Source organism: Yeosuana marina (genome assembly GCF_011762485.1).
Lineage (GTDB): Bacteria > Bacteroidota > Bacteroidia > Flavobacteriales > Flavobacteriaceae > Yeosuana > Yeosuana marina.
In genome coordinates, this window is record NZ_JAAKGI010000002.1 from 64,652 (window position 1) to 80,764 (window position 16,113).

Genomic DNA, 16,113 nt, shown 5'->3' on the forward strand with positions numbered 1-16,113 from the left:
TTGTTTCAATTGATTTTTACGGTGTTAGTGGTCGTTTTTTACTTCTTTAATTTCGCTTTTGATTCTTTTGTTAATGTCAATCGTTGAACCACTAAAAGCAAATATTAATGTCTTGAATTCTCTGGCATATTTGTTTGTAATGGAATCAGCCAGAACACTAGATTTAAAATAGGGACTGGTTTCTTTTAGTTCATTATCTTTCTCACGGTAGTTTTTAATCCGTATCAGATTAACATATTTTTGGTCGAGATTAAACCAGTTAATGTAATCTGCATTAAACGAAACTGCTTTGATACCCAATTTTGTATAATAATTTATGGCTCCCGCTTGTCCGTAGTTGTCGCAAACTATAAGTGTTTGGTCAGCGTTGGGTAATTTGGAATAAACGGAATCTACTTTTTTAGCCAGTTCTTTCCATCCAAGCATATCAGCATAATCTTGAGGTATTAAGTGGTCTTTACCATCTTCCCAACGAAGTAATCCCAATTCTTTGTAGCTGTCGGAATGTGTAACTATGTACTCCGGACTCTTATTTGGAAATGCTATATTGAACATAGGAATAAAAATTAATGCAGGAATTGCAATAGCAATTGGTTGTAAATATTTTTTCCAACCACTCTTTAAAATTTTTGCAAGAAAAACAGAGCCAAAAGAAATGTAAATAGGGTAAAGCCCTATAGCGTAGTAATCTTTAGCTTTGAAAAAAATAAAGACGATGAGTGTAAAAAAGAATGACCAAAAGAAAGCTTTATATTTTTTAAAAGGTTTATAGACAAGTAACGCATATAAGCCTGAAATAATTACGAATAACGACCCTATAAAAAACAAGAGTTGTGATTTTAAAAAATCAAACCGGTCGATATTTACCAATTGTGTGTTTGAAAGCTCTTTTAGATGCGTAATGACAGGAAAATTATTATTGTACTGCCACAGAAGGTTAGGACTTATAAGAAGCAACCCTAAAAGTAAAGCAAGGTATAATTTTCTTTGAACGAATACACTGCGTTGCTTGGTTAGTAAAATAGCAGGAAGAAATCCTAAAAGTAAAAAAACGATGTTGTATTTATTTAGAAACCCTAAAGCAAATATTATAGCTGCTACAAAGAGCCATTTTGGGTTTTCGGAATTGAAGTATTTAATAACGATAAAGAAAACGGTTGTCCAACTTAAAACGTCAAAAGAATTAGGTTGATACAAGGTGTTGAGACTTAAAAGCGCGGAAAATAATACGCTAGTAGCTCCTAAAATCAAAGCAAAAAGATTTCCTTTTAATTCCTCAATAGCTTTCCAAACCACAAGAATAGTCAAGGCACCAAACAAGGCAGGAAAGAACTTAACCCAAAAAACTGAATTTCCTAAAAGATAAATAATTCTCGAAATCCAAGACGTAAATGGAGGAACAGATAGATACCCCCAAGCCAAATGATGCCCCAAATCTAGATGAAGATATTCGTCTCGTTGTAAATCGTATTCAGGACTTATTAAAACGTATTGAAGTACAAATTTTAGAGTTATAAAACCTACTAAAATGAATCCCTTTTTTGTCATTGAATTCTGGGGGTTTGGTTTAATGTATGGTAATGGCGAGATAACATTTGTTTTAATTGATGTTGTTTAATGATATGCCAAATTAAAATTTTATTATGAATATTACAATACGCACTTATATTAACTTTTGTGTCAAAAAAACGATGAGTTTTTAAATAAATAGCTTAAAGTATGACCAATATTAGTTTTTAAGAAATAAATAGAAACTAGTTTTGTCATTCATTAATACCTTAAGTTATGAGCCATAGTAAAGTATGTATTGTGTGTAAAAAATCATCAGAAGAAACACCTGTTACCAAATTTCACTATAAAGACAGCACCTTTTATATTTGTCCGCAACATTTGCCGGTGTTAATTCATAAACCAGAAGAATTAGTCGGGTTATTGGATGGGGCAGATACCTTACAAGGCGGATAAAAATATTGTAGTTTCTGTGAAGTTTTTGTGATGAACTTGTATCGAGAACTCTAATTATTAGACGGGCTCTCGATATAAATTTACATCATGTTGTTATTTATAAACAAGTATTTACCAGTTTAAGCATTGGCTGTTTTAAGCGTTTCGTTTAGAGGAACCATTGGTTTAATATCCTTAAGTTTTCTTGAATATTTTCTTCCATTTAAAAACTTACCAACAAAACTAGCTCTCACAAAATAATGATAGGTTGCAAAACAAATAAATGCGGTTCCTGACATTACAAGTACAAACTTTAAAAAGGCTGGTATAGCTATACCTAATAGTAAACCTGGTAAAAAGGCAGTTAGCGGTAAATGCAATAAATACACCCAATATGACGAGTCTGAGACATATCGCATCACTGCAGAATGTGTGCTGGCAAATCTTATAAAAAGGCCTGTAAAGCCAAAAATGAATAACCATACATTTATAGATTTTATTGCCATGATTACCTCTAATGATAAGACACTTTTATCCATTAAAAAGTAGGTTGTAAAAAGAATCATTCCTAAAATACTAAAAACCCAATCGTAGTTCATAAAACTACTCAATAGCGATTTTGATTTAAACAAAACCCACCCGAAGAAATAAAAGAATGCATAAAAAATATACGTATTAAAATCTGGCGTAAAACTTAGTGATGTTGCAACCCAAGAACGATTCATTGTTAATAATAAGAAAAAGGTAATGAGTGCAAATACGACAATTTTTAGCAACGGACGCTGAATAATAAAACTTACTAATTGACTCGATTTTGATGTAAACCAAGGAAGTTTGTTAAATAGTAATCCTATAATGTACGATGTGATGGAAAACAGGACTAAATAATACAAAAACCATAGATGCATGGTATGCCCCGGAATAAAAGCAGATGGTTGTGAAAAGGTTGCAAGAGCCGTTGATAATGCATTACTTCCTCCAGCAAAAATAATGTTAGAGTACGTGAAACTTATCGTTACTAAGGGCCAAAGCAAAACTACAAAAACAAGAAAAGGTAGTAAAATGCGGTTTACTCTATTTTTTATCATTTTTGTTGACGATCTTTCATGAAATAGGAGCGAGGCGAAAAAACCGGCTACCACAAAGAAAATAGGCATTCTAAAAGCATGAACAAAACTTGATATCCAATCTAAATATAAACTAGTGCTTAGTGGGTCTTTTAATGGCCATGATGCACCATAATCTGCGACAACATAGGTGTTAGCAGAATGTAAAACAATGCCTAGCATCATCATAATAGCTCTTAAGGAATCTAAAGCATGCAGACGTTCCGTTTTTTGTGAAGTCATTTTGGTTGGTTTTTGGTTGGTTATAAAGTCCACTAATATATAATTTATTGATAATAAAACAAATACACACTTATAAGTACTTTTTAACAACATGCAATTACTATACTTTTATATCATGACATATCTTTAGAATCTATATATTAGTGCATCATTATTATTTTTATACGATATGATTAAAAGAATATATTTTTGGGGTTTCAAGGTTGTTAAGTCAACAATAGTCATCAGTTTTGGGTGTTTAGTATTGATGTTATCAATGACTAACTGTGTAAGTATAGCTGTTAACACAACATCTGAGGCGGTTCCCCGAATCGCATCAAAGGAAGCGGGCGTACGTGTATTATCTTGGAATATATCCGGAGATGCTTTTGTAAGAGAGCCAGAGACTTTCAGAGCTTTTGTTAAAAAAGCACAAGCGAATGTATTATTGTTGGATGAAGTAGATCCTTCAACAACTGAAGACCAAATACGAAGTGCCATTAAGGGAACGACGTTAAACCAAAACGATGTTTGGTATATTAATTTTGGACAAAGTGGTGGGCGTCAACGCGATGTGATTGTTAGTCGCTTGCCTCAGGAAAGTCTGCCAGAATTTTCTAGGATAATACCTTATCCTGAATATGAGAAAGACCGAATACGTAAGCGAATGATTGAAGCTGATATGACTAAATATACTAAGAGTTTAGAGGATGGCATTGCTGTTAATGGCGTCATCCTTAGAGAAGAGGGGCGTAGATTGTTGGTAGTTTCAATGGATTTGGAGTGTTGTGGGAATGAACCTGATAGCTGGGAGGAAGATAGGCGCCGAATTGAAACACGTGAAATCCGCAAGATTATTAGGCAAGTAATTAACAGAACACATATAGACGGTATCATAGTAGCAGGTGACTTTAATTTGGTAAGTACAGGGATTCCGTTGGTGAATCTTTCGGGACCTTATAAACCGCCGCATGCTGGCTTGATAGCCGCAGAACTGTATCATCAAGATGGAATAACAACTTGGACTTGGGATGGTAGAGGAACACCTTTTTCATCAAGGGCGATGGATTTTGTGCTGTATAGTCCGAATGCCATAAAACTAAAAGAAGGCTATATTTTTAGTACCGAGAATCTTTCGATAGAGGAGCTTAAAAAAATGGGAGTGCAATCAGAATCGTCTTCAAAAATGTCTGAACATCTGCCTCTGATAGCAGAATTTGTATGGCAATAAACTAAGAATTGAAAAACTCGTGTTTTTCAACAGACTGAAAAATCGCCTTTAATTATCCAAATTTACTTAGTTGTTCCAGTTTATCAGTATTAAGAATTTCAATTTTTTTGTCATCAACCTTAATAATACCTTCTTTATTATATTTGGACAAAGTTTTAATGACACTTTCTTTGGAGTAACCAAGTATGTCTGCAAAACCAGATCGTCCTACTGGAAGTTCATAGATATTTGATTTGTATATTCTTGAAAAATCTAATAGCATCATTGCTAAGGCACCTTCGATATTTTTTTGTGATAGGGATGTAATTCTATGAAAAATACCATTGCTGACACCGGCCATGTGTTTTATTAAGCTTATAGCAAATTCGCCATTTTCTTTGATAAATGTTTCAAATAGCTGCATAGGAATAAAGGTAACATTCGTTTTAGTTAACGATGTTGCTGTAAAATCAAATTCATTAAATGCAAAACAGCAAGCTATGCCAATAAAAGAATGTGCTTGAGTTAGTCCAATAGTACACGGTTTAGAGTCGTTAACAATTTCTAATTTAACTAAACCTTCGGTTAAGTATAAAACATTATCAGCTAGGATCCCTCTTTTAACAATGGTTTCATCTGGTTCAAATTCCAGATCAACTTTAGTTTCAAACAACTGCTGTTTTTGTTGATCAGTTAATAAATTCAAACATTCTGTGGCACTCAAATAATGATGATTACTGGCCTTTTTATTCATCAAAAACTCGGGCATGATACTTTAATTTATTTTAACAATTTAATTATTCATTGGCCGTCATGTAAAGTTACATCATAATCAATGAAAAATACCATGAATTATAAAAAGATTTGTCGTTTGTTTTTACTTCATAAAAAGCTGGTTTACAACTACTTTTATGTAAGTAATAGTTGAGAACTTAAAACCTGAATCATGGAAAATTTAGCTTTAAAATCATTGTTTATTATTCCTGTTCTATTCATCGCAGATTATATGGTTATGTTAATGGTAGGAAGCATTAGTCACCTATTAGGATTTACAACTAGTTTTAGTAGTATTGGTATGGTTGTCATACTCGTCTCTTTAGTTGTTTTTATTATGGCTTTAACCCCAGAGATTAAAGCATTGATAAAAAAAGCATAATTGGTTAGTAATTTAATATTTTAAATAATTACTAAGTTATAGGTTTTTATAAATTAGTAGTTAGATTTATTATGGTCAGTTTTCTTGATTTGTGTCACTTAATAATGGGATGGTAAATTTAAAATCGCTGCCTTTTCCTTCTTCACTTTCAACCCAAATTTTTCCACCTAGCTTTTGTACAAATTCTTTACAAATAAGTAAGCCTAAACCTGTACCTTTTTCAGAATTTGTGCCTAAAGTTGTAAAATTTGAATCAGGTTTAAACAGTTTGTTTTTGTTGTGTTCACTCATTCCAATTCCATGATCAGAAATAATAATTTCAATAGTGTTTGAGTGTTCTAGAGTATAAATTTCAATTTCCTTATTGATATGAGAGAATTTAATGGCATTACAAATAAGATTTCGTATTACTGTGGTTATTAGATTTATATCGGTGACCACGAAAAGGTCTTGAGTTTGACTGTAGTTTATAGAAATGTTCTTAACCTTTGCATTAGCACATGTTTCAATTAAGTCGCGAATTGTAGATGATACGTTTATTTTTTCGGGTTTGTAAATAATCTTTCCAGTTTGAGATTGAGCCCATTTTAATAAATTATCAATTAAGAGGAGTGTGGATTTAGATGAGGTATTTATAATGGTTAAATACTGTTCCAATTCGTCATTACTCATGTTTTTATAATTATCTAAGAGCAATTCAGAAAAACCTATAATGCTGTTAAACGGACTTCTTAAATCATGACCAATTATGGAAAACAGTTTGTCTTTGGCGGCGTTAAGTTCCTTAAGTTTTTTTGTGATATCTAGATGCGTTTGTTCTGTTATTTTTCTTTCAGTAATATCGCGAACATTAAGAACTATGGATTTAATTGCCGGATTATCTAATTGATTGCTACCATTAGTTTCCAAATATACCCAACTACCGTTTTTGTGTTTGTGCCTATACTGGACTCCTTCAGTTGTTTTATTTTTAAGAATAGCTAGAAATTCAGCTTTAACGAACTCTTGATCGTCTGGGTGAATCATGTCTTTTATGACTTGAATATTTATGAGTTCGTCTTGACGAAAACCTAATATTTTTTCACATGACTGACTGACGTAATGTTGAATGCCTTCAGAATTTAAAAGCACAATCATATCAAAAGAATTTTTGATAAGATGTGTTAACGTTTCTTCTTGCAGAAAAAAGTTGTTTGTAACCATTATTAATGGGGCTTGAGAGACTTTTAATGCATTTTACATGGAAGGAATACACTAAAATAGTGTTTTTTTACTTAAAAACCTACCTGTATTAATTAGAATTGTTCATTTTAGAATGCATATAAACAAAACGTTATATAAGCATGCGTATTAACAGCAAATATTTTACTACTTATCTTGAAGGAACGACCATAACAGGTATTTTAGAATGCCTAATAATATGTTCGGCAACACTACCAACCAAAAGATGAAGTAAACCAGTTCTTCCATGTGTACCCAATATGATTAGGTCGGCTTCCCATATCTCAGCCGTTTTTATAATATCTTTTGAAGGCAGACCTTCTGGTATAAATTTCATGATAGATGTACCATTGTACATAGCAGCTAATTCATCTAGAGTTTGTTCGGCTTCTTTTTTTAAAATAATTAGTGCTAGTTCTGCAGAAATTCCTGCGTCTATATTACCCAAGGCTTTGGAAGTATCAATAACATACAACAAAGCAACTTTGGCATTAAGTTGATGAGATAATTCTAATCCCTTTTTAGCAGCGTTCATAGAATATTCGCTACTATCAACAGCTATGAGGATTTTTGAGTAAGACATGATATCTTGTAATTGTATGCGTTCGCTATACTAATTTACGAATTTATAACATACAAAGTCTAATCTAAGAATTACTTTATTTATAACCATTACTGCTTTATCTGCTCAAGTATTTAACTATAAAGTATATATAACCCCTAATGGTCAACAGGTTTTGAAACCCGATTGTTTCATATAATAGTAACGAGTTTAAAAAAACTTATTTCGGTAAGTTTAATGTTTTGAAGGAAATACCATCACAGGTATTTTAGAATGTCTGATAATAGATTCTGAAACACTACCAACCAAAAGATGCATTAAGCCAGTTCTTCCATGTGTACCTAACACAATCAAGTCGGCTTCCCACTTTTCAGCCGTTTTAATAATATCTTTTGTAGGGATTCCTTGAGGCATAAATTTTATAACTTCTGTGTTACCCTCATTCAAATCGGCTAGTTTGTTAAGTGTTTGTTCTGCTTCTTTTTTAAGTAGAAACAAAGCTTGTTCAGGATAAACGCCTGTATCAATATTAGCAACTGCTTTGGTTGTATCTACTACGTATAATAAGGCTACGGTAGCATCCAGTTGTTTTGCCAATTTAAATCCATTTTGGGCGGCTTTTATTGAGAATTCACTGTTGTCAACTGCGATTAAAATTTTGGAGTATAACATAATCTATTTTTAAAGTTTTAATTTGAAAGCAATAAAGAATGTGTCTTTCACAAACTAACCAAATTAATAGTTTTTAAAAAACTAGTAATCAGGGTGTTATTGCTTTTTACGAATTGAAATGAACAATCCAACACGTCTAAATTACAAAATTAGAAGAAATCACCCCAAAAAAAGTAGTATTACTTTATGGAGCTTTTTACGACTATGAAATAAAGATTTTGCAGCGTAACTCGACTGGTATATTGTATGACCTTTTAAAAAAGATAATTATTTTTTATCCTTTTTGTATAGAGGAATTAAATAAGATAACGTATACCCGTACCCGACACCAATTTTGCTACTATCGTAGGTTTTATTAAAACCAGGAATATAAATATTTTGAAAGTTATTTGGTTCTGTCTCGCTAACCAAACCTTTAAGCTGTGCATTTAATCCTAAATATAAATGATTGAATAACTCTACTTTAATACCAATAATAAGCTCTACCCAAAAAGCGGATAAATTATTAAATTTTTGAGCGTCGCTAGAACTGTATTGCGGTTGCCAATATTGGTCTGTACTATACACGCTAAAACTGTTTAGAGTTTGACTAAATGTTGAAGCACCAATCCTGAATCCAGTATAAACCATATTTTCCATATCTAACCAATTTCTATATAAATTGTAGTCTATACCAGCTTTTAAATAGGTTCCGTTACTTGTAACATTTAAATAATCATTAATCGTATTCTTTTCTTCGATACCTAATTCACCAGCAACATATAAATTTTGTTTCAATCTGTAATCGGCATTAACTTCAAAGCCTGTATATTTATCATCAATAGACGTACGAATTAATTTACCAATATCTCCACCTACACGAAGGCCATATTGTTGTTTTACTTTTACGGAATCATTTACGGCATTAACAATGCTGTCATTTTGTGCATCAACCGATACACAAACTAGCAGACCCATTAAAAAACTAATGAAATAACTTGAAATGTGCTGCTGTCTCATCTTCTACAGATTGGTTTTCGGTTAATGATTCTTTTGATTGTATCCAGTTGTCAGTTTTCGGTATGGTAAGAGTTACATTTTTAAAAATGGTTTTATAACCACAGGCTCTTGATACATACACTTCTTCAGTTGAATAATTTATGGTAATAATATCTTCGTTACCACCTATAGTGTCATCAGATGTGTCATCAGGAGTACCATTATCGTTATAAGTATAATCTTCATGAAGTTTATATTGTGTACTGGTGGCATCTGTTTTTAGAGGAAGTACAATAGAATCTGTTGTTACTATATTGTAATTGGGTAAAGGGGCATCATTATCTACACCTTGAATACGAAACTTAAACACGTTTTTTTTGTTTTCCTGGTTGGAAATATCATAAAACCTAATAATCAAACTAGGTGTTGTTGGCGTGCTTTCCGGACAAATGTCATCAGGTTCGCAACCTATAGTCATGATGGTAAAAATACCAAAAAGTATCGCTAATATTTTATAGTGTTTCATTTACTTTTAAGACTTCAAAATTAGTGGGCTGTTTCAGATCGTTTTTCCAAAAGTACAACATTTTCAACATGAAATGTTTGCGGAAACATATCTACAGCTTGTACTTTGGTTACTTTATAGTCTCTATCCATCAAGGTCAAATCTCGTGCTTGTGTAGCGCTATTACAGCTAACATACACAATTTTTTCTGGTGAAATATTTAATATTTGTTGTACAACATCTTTATGCATACCATCTCTTGGCGGATCTGTAATAATAACATTTGGCTGACCATGAGTGGCTATAAAATGAGCATTAAATACCTGTTTCATATCGCCTACAAAGAAGTCAACGTTCGTTATGTTATTTAATTGTGCATTTTCTTTAGCAGCTATAATAGCATCAGGAACTGCTTCTACACCAATTACTTTGTTTGCTTGCTTAGCGATAAACTGAGCGATGGTCCCTGTTCCTGTATAGAGGTCGTAAACTAATTCATTGCCAGATAAACCTGCAAAGTCTCTGGTTATTTTATACAACTGATAAGCTTGAGCAGAGTTGGTTTGATAAAAAGATTTAGCATTAATTTTAAATTTCAATCCTTCCATCTCTTCAAAAATATGGTCGTTGCCTTTATAGCAAATCACCTCTTGGTCGTAAATAGTATCGTTAGCTTTACCGTTAATAACGTATTGAAGCGAGGTTACTTGCGGAAACGTTTCTGCGATATAATCTAACAATAATTCGCGCTTTGGTTTGTCGTCTTTAAAAAATTGAATCATGACCATAATATCACCAGTGCTAGCGGTTCTAATCATCATGGTTCGCAAGAGTCCTGTTTGATTACGCGTATTAAAAAACTCAAAGTTATTTTCAATTGAAAATTGCTTAACTGCGTTTCTAATTGCATTAGAAGGATCTTCTTGTAAATGACACGTGTTGAGGTCTAAAATTTTATCCCACATACCAGGAATATGAAATCCTAAAGCATTTTTATCACCTAAATCTTCATCAGATTGAATTTCTTCTAAGGTTAACCAGCGTGCGTCGCTAAAGGAAAACTCCATTTTATTTCTGTAGAAATATTGTTTTTCACAACCTAAAATTGGGGTGACTTCAGGTAATTCAATATGTCCAATACGAACAAGATTATTAACAACTTCTTTTTGTTTATAAAAGAGTTGATGTTCATACCCCATATCTTGCCATTTGCAGCCACCACAAACACCAAAATGTTCGCAGGCAGGTTGTGTTCGTTTATTTGAAAGTTTATGGAATTTTACAGCCTTTCCCTCATAATACGCCTTACGTTTTTTAAACGTTTGAATATCGACTACATCTCCAGGAACAGCGTTAGGTAAAAGAATCACTTTTCCGTCAGGGGCTTTTGCTATGGTTTTACCCTTAGCTCCCGCATCAATGACTTCTATATTGGTAAAAATTTGTTTTTTGTTTCTTCTTGACATGCTGCAAAAGTAATTTTTTTGCATTAAAAAACGCCTAAATAGTATCAGGCGTTTTAAAATATTTAATAAAATTACGGAAAGTTATTTTACACTCATCATATAAGCTTTAATAGCCTGCAATTCATCATCTTTTAAGTTTTTAACAAAACTATCTAAATTAGCTTTCATAATGGTCACTTGTCCTGGATTAGTATCTACAATAGGGTCTGATTCACTCTTTAAAAAAGCAACAATATCAGCATCTTTTTCTTTGTAAATTCTGCTAATATCTTTAACAGATGGCCCAACCACTTTGGTATCTGTTAAATGACAGGTAATGCAGGTTTTGTCTTTAAATAATTGTTGACCTTTTTTTATTAAAGCTGTCTGTTCAGGCGATACTTCAACGTTTTTAGGTGCTTCCTTTTTAACCTCAGGATTTGTTTCAATTGTTATTTGCTCTGGTTGTTTATTTGTTTTTTTGTTGCCACAACTGTAAAAAGAAATTACAATACTTAACAGAATTAATGATAAAATTTTTTTCATTATACTTTAAATTTAATTTTTACAAAACTATTAGTTTAAAATTTAATACATAGTAACTGATGTTACGAAGTTTATGATAAAAATTTGTTTATAAAGTTCGCAATAATTTTAATAAGATTTCTTGAAGCAATTAATATTTGTTAATTTGCAAGCCCTAGGGATGATTTCTCTCCCACGCTGAATTTTCGAGTCTTCGAAAGGATAAAGGTACAGTAGGAATGGTTATTTTATTAATTAAAAAATAAATTAAAATGGCTGTTTTAGAACAATTAACATCTCAGCAAGCAATTGAATTAGAAAACAAGTATGGTGCACACAATTACCATCCGCTACCCGTAGTATTAACCCGTGGAGAAGGCGTTTATGTTTGGGACGTAGACGGCAAACGCTATTACGATTTTTTATCGGCTTATTCTGCGGTAAACCAAGGACATTGTCATCCAAAAATTGTCAATGCTATGGTTAAGCAAGCACAAACCTTAACATTAACATCCAGAGCTTTTCATAATGACATGCTTGGAAAATTTGAAAAATTCGCTTGTGAGTTTTTCGGATTTGATAAGTTACTTCCTATGAATACTGGAGCAGAAGCCGTAGAAACGGCTTTAAAGATTTGTAGAAAATGGGCGTATGAAGTTAAAGGAATTCATGAAAATGAAGCGGAAATTATTGTTTGCGAAAATAATTTTCATGGACGTACAACCACTATTATTTCGTTTTCAAATGATCCAGTGGCACGTCAGCATTTCGGACCGTTTACTAAAGGCTTTATTAAAATTGAGTATAATAATTTAGAAGCTTTAGAAACCACCTTAAAAAACAACCCGAATGTCGCAGGGTTTTTAGTAGAGCCTATTCAAGGTGAAGCTGGAGTTTATGTGCCTAGTGATGATTATTTAATAAAAGCAAAAGCGCTTTGTGAGCAATATAATGTCTTGTTTATAGCTGATGAAGTCCAAACAGGAATTGCCAGAACTGGTCGTTTATTGGCCACTTGCGGTAATTGTTCATGCGCAGATAAAAACTGTTCAGGAACACCAGATGTAAAACCAGATATTCTAATTCTAGGAAAAGCAATAAGTGGAGGTGTATATCCAGTTTCTGCAGTTTTAGCAAATGATTCTATTATGAATGTTATTAAACCAGGGAATCATGGTAGTACTTTTGGAGGAAATCCAGTAGCTGCTGCGGTTGCTATGGCAGCTCTTGAAGTAATTAGAGACGAAAAATTAGCAGAAAATGCTTTTAAATTAGGAAACCTATTCAGGAGTGAACTTCAAAAATATATTGACACTAGTGATTTAGTAAAATTAGTAAGAGGTAATGGTTTACTTAACGCGATTGTAATTAATGATGATGAAGATAGCGATACCGCTTGGAACATCTGTTTGGCATTACGCGATAATGGTTTGTTGGCAAAACCAACACACGGAAACATTATTCGTTTTGCGCCACCATTGGTTATGACTGAAGAACAATTATTAGACTGTGTAAGTATCATTATAAAAACACTTAAAGAGTTTAAAAAATAAATACATGGAAGAAAAATCAGTTTTTGAAAGTTTTGAACTTGAAGTAAAAGATGAAATTAAAGGTTATTTAAGCGAAATTTCAAAATGGTCTTATTTTTTGTCAATAATGGGTTTTATAGGCGTAGGTCTTATGGTTCTGGCAGGTATTTTTATAGGCTTTTTTAGTGGATTAAATAATTTAGCAGGAAGTAGTAATACGTTGTATAACCTTGGTTATTCAATGGGAATAGGTCTTTTTTATATTGTTTTAGCACTCATTTATCTATTTCCAGTGCTCTATTTGTTTAGGTTTTCTAAGAGAGTAAAAAGTGCTTTGAAACTAAATAGTAATGAGGATTTTAGAATTGCTTTTTTAAATTTAAAATCGCACTATAAATTCATGGGGATTTTTGTTATCGTAATTATAAGTATTTATGTATTAATCCTTATAGGAGCTATGGGAACTGCATTTTTCAATTAATTTATACTATTAAACGTATAAAAAAGGCGACCAAATTTGGTCGCCTTTTTTATGATTTCAATTATATTATCAGCCTTGTTGTTGTCTAGCTTGTTCAATAGCGTCTTCAATAGTTCTTGTTAGTTCATCCCAGTCACTTGTTGCAACCACATAAATAATTCTAATAAGAATCAAACCACTTATAATAGCAGATATAAGAGCTACAGTTTTAGCTGTTTTCATCGCTTTTAAATCTCCTTCATAATCATCAGGATGTAATTCAGCATCTTTAACTTTGTTATGGGCCATTACATATGCAGGTATTGATAGAACAGCTCCACCTAAGCAGCAACAAATAAATCCTAAAATTGATAATACATAAATTAAAGTTGGGTTTAGTTTTTTCTTCATTTTAAACAGTTTAAATTATTTTTTTTATAATAAAACTCAATATGATAGCAATGATTGAGGTTATAGCAAGTATAGATATTATTTTATTTGAATTTTTAAATTTAAAGAAAAAATTTAAACCTATAAATGTGAATAAAAGTATTAAAAGATAAATAGCAGGATACATTTTAAAGGCTGCAGTAAATTCTCCATGAATGACAAGTGATAAGGATCGTTGTATTCCACAACCCGGGCATTCCACTCCAAAGAGTTTTTTGTTTAGGCAAGGAATCATGTAGTCATCAAGTCCGGACATAAAAAGTTCTAATTATAAAGCTAATATAGTAAAAGGAACCATGTTGAGGAAAAAATAAAATCTAAAATTAAAATGAATTTGGAAACGCTTACAAACCATAATTATTTATGTAATTTAGTTTTTCAATAATTAAATGGTTACAAAATGAAATATTTAAACTATATACTCATCATTTTAGGTTCTGTTGTTGCTATTTCTGCTAAGTCGGGCACTGAGCAAAATGAGTATATTTTAATAGGAGGCATTGCGTTGCTTATGATTGGTATCTACAGAATTTCTAAAACCATTCCAAGTAAGCAAGATGCCGATGATACTGATGATTTTATTAAAGAGGAGTAATTATGGATTTTAAAGTAGGAGATTCGGTATTGGTTATTGATGAGGATTTATCAGGTGTTATAACTGAGATAAAAGGAGATTCAATTACCATTGAAACTAAGGATGGATTTTTTCTAGATTTCAATTCTGTTGAACTAATGAAAAATAAGACGTCTCAGAATTTTAAAAGAGAGTTGTTTACACATTCAACTATTAATGAAGTTATTTCAGAAAAAGAAAAACCATCAAGAAGAAAACAACCCACTATTAAGGCTAAAGAACGGTATCAACCCACTATGGAGGTTGATTTACATATTCATCATTTGGTTAATTCAACAAAAGGCATGACCAACCACGATATGTTAACCTTACAATTGGATACAGCCAGACGTCAGTTAGATTTTGCCATTAAAAAACGAATTCAAAAAGTGGTATTTATTCACGGGGTAGGAGAAGGTGTTTTAAAAATTGAATTAGACTATCTCTTTGGACGCTATAATAACGTAAAATTTTATGATGCCAATTACCAAAAATATGGTTTAGGTGCTACCGAAGTTTATATTTATCAAAATGTGTCACCAAATGATTAATTAAAATCTGGTGTGACATTAATTGAGGTTGATAATGAACTATCCTCTAAAGTTCCAAAATCAAATACATCCTGATAAATATTTGGTAGTGAAATATTTTTAAGATATAACGATACAACATACGTTTTATAAATGGTATGCACTCTATAAGCTGTCGCTGCAATTTGAGTTTTTACATCTGGGTTTAAATAATCAGCACCTACGTCTGCATTAGTTACATCATTGCCAGGGTTTAAATCTTGAGAACTATTTTCTTCATCTCGTGTCAATATACCATCACCATCATCATCAGTGTCTAAATAATCAGGTGTGCCATCACCATCAGTGTCTTGTGCATCATCAAGTATGCCATCACCATTAGGATCTGGGTTTTCATCTTTTGTGAGCACATTGTCACCATCATCATCAATATCTTTATAGTTGGGAATTCCATCACCATCGGTATCATCTTCATTGGTTAGTTGGCCATCACCATTAACATCCTCTAATTCAGCAGGAATTCCATCATTATCATCTTCGGTTAAAACCGTATTAATGACAGCTGTACCTGAGGTACTTTCTAAATCATTGGTAATAAAAATATCGGAAAGCGGAACATCATTGCAAAATAAATTAGAAGGCAAGGATGCATTACTGTAAGACCTATAATTAAATGGATTTGTTGCACTAATGGTAAACTCTTTTTCATACGTATTATCATCACCAACAGCAATAATATCGTCTAAAGTTATAGATGGAATTTTTATGGATAATGATTCAGAAGGATCATTTTTTGTTTTGTAGAATACCAAACCGTCTGAGCCACAAACTTGAAACGTATCACCAAAATCAAATTCAACAGTAATAACATTTCCATCATTACAGGATGAAACAAAAACTAAACTTAAAATAATGACTAGAAAAAAAGTGTTACGCATTGTATTTGGGTTTTGACAAAAATAATGGAATTGTTATTTATAAC

The 16,113-nt window shown here is 32.2% G+C and carries 20 protein-coding genes; 7 read left to right on the top strand and 13 right to left on the bottom strand.

The features are described from left to right. Nucleotides 1–24: 24 nt before the first annotated feature. Nucleotides 25–1,548: a glycosyltransferase family 39 protein gene (locus G5V56_RS03215; protein WP_166961350.1), complete on the bottom strand. Its 1,524-nt coding sequence runs from the start codon at nt 1,546–1,548 to the stop codon at nt 25–27. A gap of 237 nt (nt 1,549–1,785) precedes the next feature. Here G5V56_RS03215 and G5V56_RS03220 point away from each other — a divergent pair, with 237 nt between their 5' ends. Beyond that, nucleotides 1,786–1,965, top strand: coding sequence for a hypothetical protein (locus G5V56_RS03220; protein ID WP_166961355.1), 180 nt, complete (start codon nt 1,786–1,788; stop codon nt 1,963–1,965). Nucleotides 1,966–2,084: 119 nt separating this feature from the next. On the opposite strand, the gene G5V56_RS03225 is transcribed toward G5V56_RS03220, so the two are convergent. Then, the gene (locus G5V56_RS03225; RefSeq protein ID WP_206285865.1) at nt 2,085–3,293 is read right to left on the bottom strand and encodes an acyltransferase family protein; all 1,209 of its coding nucleotides are present in this window, start codon (nt 3,291–3,293) and stop codon (nt 2,085–2,087) included. Between the two features lie 169 nt (nt 3,294–3,462). Between G5V56_RS03225 and G5V56_RS03230 the strand changes: the two genes are divergently transcribed. After that, nucleotides 3,463–4,503: an endonuclease/exonuclease/phosphatase family protein gene (locus G5V56_RS03230; protein ID WP_166961364.1), complete on the top strand. Its 1,041-nt coding sequence runs from the start codon at nt 3,463–3,465 to the stop codon at nt 4,501–4,503. A 52-nt stretch (nt 4,504–4,555) separates the two neighbouring features. Here the strand turns inward: G5V56_RS03230 and G5V56_RS03235 are convergent, their stop codons facing one another. Beyond that, the gene (locus G5V56_RS03235; protein WP_166961370.1) at nt 4,556–5,251 is read right to left on the bottom strand and encodes a Crp/Fnr family transcriptional regulator; all 696 of its coding nucleotides are present in this window, start codon (nt 5,249–5,251) and stop codon (nt 4,556–4,558) included. Between the two features lie 177 nt (nt 5,252–5,428). Here G5V56_RS03235 and G5V56_RS03240 point away from each other — a divergent pair, with 177 nt between their 5' ends. After that, entirely contained in the window at nt 5,429–5,638 is a 210-nt protein-coding gene (locus G5V56_RS03240) for a hypothetical protein (protein ID WP_166961376.1), read from the top strand. 75 nt (nt 5,639–5,713) lie between these two features. Here G5V56_RS03240 and G5V56_RS03245 read toward each other — a convergent pair whose 3' ends face one another. From G5V56_RS03245 to G5V56_RS03275, 7 genes are all read right to left on the bottom strand, one after another. After that, nucleotides 5,714–6,841, bottom strand: coding sequence for a PAS domain-containing sensor histidine kinase (locus G5V56_RS03245; RefSeq protein ID WP_166961379.1), 1,128 nt, complete (start codon nt 6,839–6,841; stop codon nt 5,714–5,716). Nucleotides 6,842–7,010: 169 nt separating this feature from the next. Then, nucleotides 7,011–7,442, bottom strand: coding sequence for a universal stress protein (locus G5V56_RS03250; protein WP_166961382.1), 432 nt, complete (start codon nt 7,440–7,442; stop codon nt 7,011–7,013). Nucleotides 7,443–7,655: 213 nt separating this feature from the next. After that, nucleotides 7,656–8,093: a universal stress protein gene (locus G5V56_RS03255; RefSeq protein WP_166961384.1), complete on the bottom strand. Its 438-nt coding sequence runs from the start codon at nt 8,091–8,093 to the stop codon at nt 7,656–7,658. A 267-nt stretch (nt 8,094–8,360) separates the two neighbouring features. Then, on the bottom strand, nt 8,361–9,092 hold the full coding sequence (locus G5V56_RS03260) for a DUF6048 family protein (RefSeq protein WP_166961386.1): 732 nt from the start codon (nt 9,090–9,092) through the stop codon (nt 8,361–8,363). Next, the gene (locus G5V56_RS03265) at nt 9,058–9,597 is read right to left on the bottom strand and encodes a DUF6452 family protein (RefSeq protein ID WP_166961388.1); all 540 of its coding nucleotides are present in this window, start codon (nt 9,595–9,597) and stop codon (nt 9,058–9,060) included. The genes G5V56_RS03260 and G5V56_RS03265 overlap by 35 nt, the downstream gene beginning before the upstream one ends. A gap of 20 nt (nt 9,598–9,617) precedes the next feature. After that, a complete protein-coding gene (gene rlmD / locus G5V56_RS03270) occupies nt 9,618–11,042 on the bottom strand; it encodes a 23S rRNA (uracil(1939)-C(5))-methyltransferase RlmD (RefSeq protein ID WP_166961390.1) in 1,425 nt (474 codons plus the stop codon). An 81-nt stretch (nt 11,043–11,123) separates the two neighbouring features. Then, nucleotides 11,124–11,567, bottom strand: a complete 444-nt coding sequence (locus tag G5V56_RS03275) for a c-type cytochrome (protein ID WP_166961392.1) — start codon at nt 11,565–11,567, stop codon at nt 11,124–11,126. A gap of 251 nt (nt 11,568–11,818) precedes the next feature. Here G5V56_RS03275 and rocD point away from each other — a divergent pair, with 251 nt between their 5' ends. Beyond that, nucleotides 11,819–13,099 (top strand): ornithine--oxo-acid transaminase, encoded by a 1,281-nt coding sequence (rocD, locus tag G5V56_RS03280; protein WP_166961394.1) that lies wholly within the window; start codon nt 11,819–11,821, stop codon nt 13,097–13,099. A gap of 4 nt (nt 13,100–13,103) precedes the next feature. Next, nucleotides 13,104–13,559, top strand: coding sequence for a DUF5362 family protein (locus tag G5V56_RS03285; RefSeq protein ID WP_166961396.1), 456 nt, complete (start codon nt 13,104–13,106; stop codon nt 13,557–13,559). Nucleotides 13,560–13,628: 69 nt separating this feature from the next. On the opposite strand, the gene G5V56_RS03290 is transcribed toward G5V56_RS03285, so the two are convergent. Then, nucleotides 13,629–13,949 carry a CCC motif membrane protein gene (locus tag G5V56_RS03290; protein ID WP_166961398.1) on the bottom strand — a complete coding sequence of 107 codons (321 nt, stop codon included), beginning with the start codon at nt 13,947–13,949 and terminating at the stop codon, nt 13,629–13,631. A gap of 10 nt (nt 13,950–13,959) precedes the next feature. Beyond that, nucleotides 13,960–14,244, bottom strand: coding sequence for a DUF2752 domain-containing protein (locus G5V56_RS03295; protein WP_166961399.1), 285 nt, complete (start codon nt 14,242–14,244; stop codon nt 13,960–13,962). Nucleotides 14,245–14,388: 144 nt separating this feature from the next. On the opposite strand from G5V56_RS03295, the gene G5V56_RS03300 reads away from it, so the two are divergent. Continuing rightward, nucleotides 14,389–14,583, top strand: a complete 195-nt coding sequence (locus G5V56_RS03300; RefSeq protein ID WP_166961402.1) for a hypothetical protein — start codon at nt 14,389–14,391, stop codon at nt 14,581–14,583. Between the two features lie 2 nt (nt 14,584–14,585). Then, nucleotides 14,586–15,152, top strand: a complete 567-nt coding sequence (locus tag G5V56_RS03305) for a Smr/MutS family protein (RefSeq protein ID WP_166961404.1) — start codon at nt 14,586–14,588, stop codon at nt 15,150–15,152. Here the strand turns inward: G5V56_RS03305 and G5V56_RS03310 are convergent. Beyond that, a complete protein-coding gene (locus G5V56_RS03310; protein ID WP_166961406.1) occupies nt 15,149–16,069 on the bottom strand; it encodes a hypothetical protein in 921 nt (306 codons plus the stop codon). The two genes, G5V56_RS03305 and G5V56_RS03310, sit on opposite strands and share 4 nt — an antisense overlap. Nucleotides 16,070–16,113 lie beyond the last annotated feature (44 nt).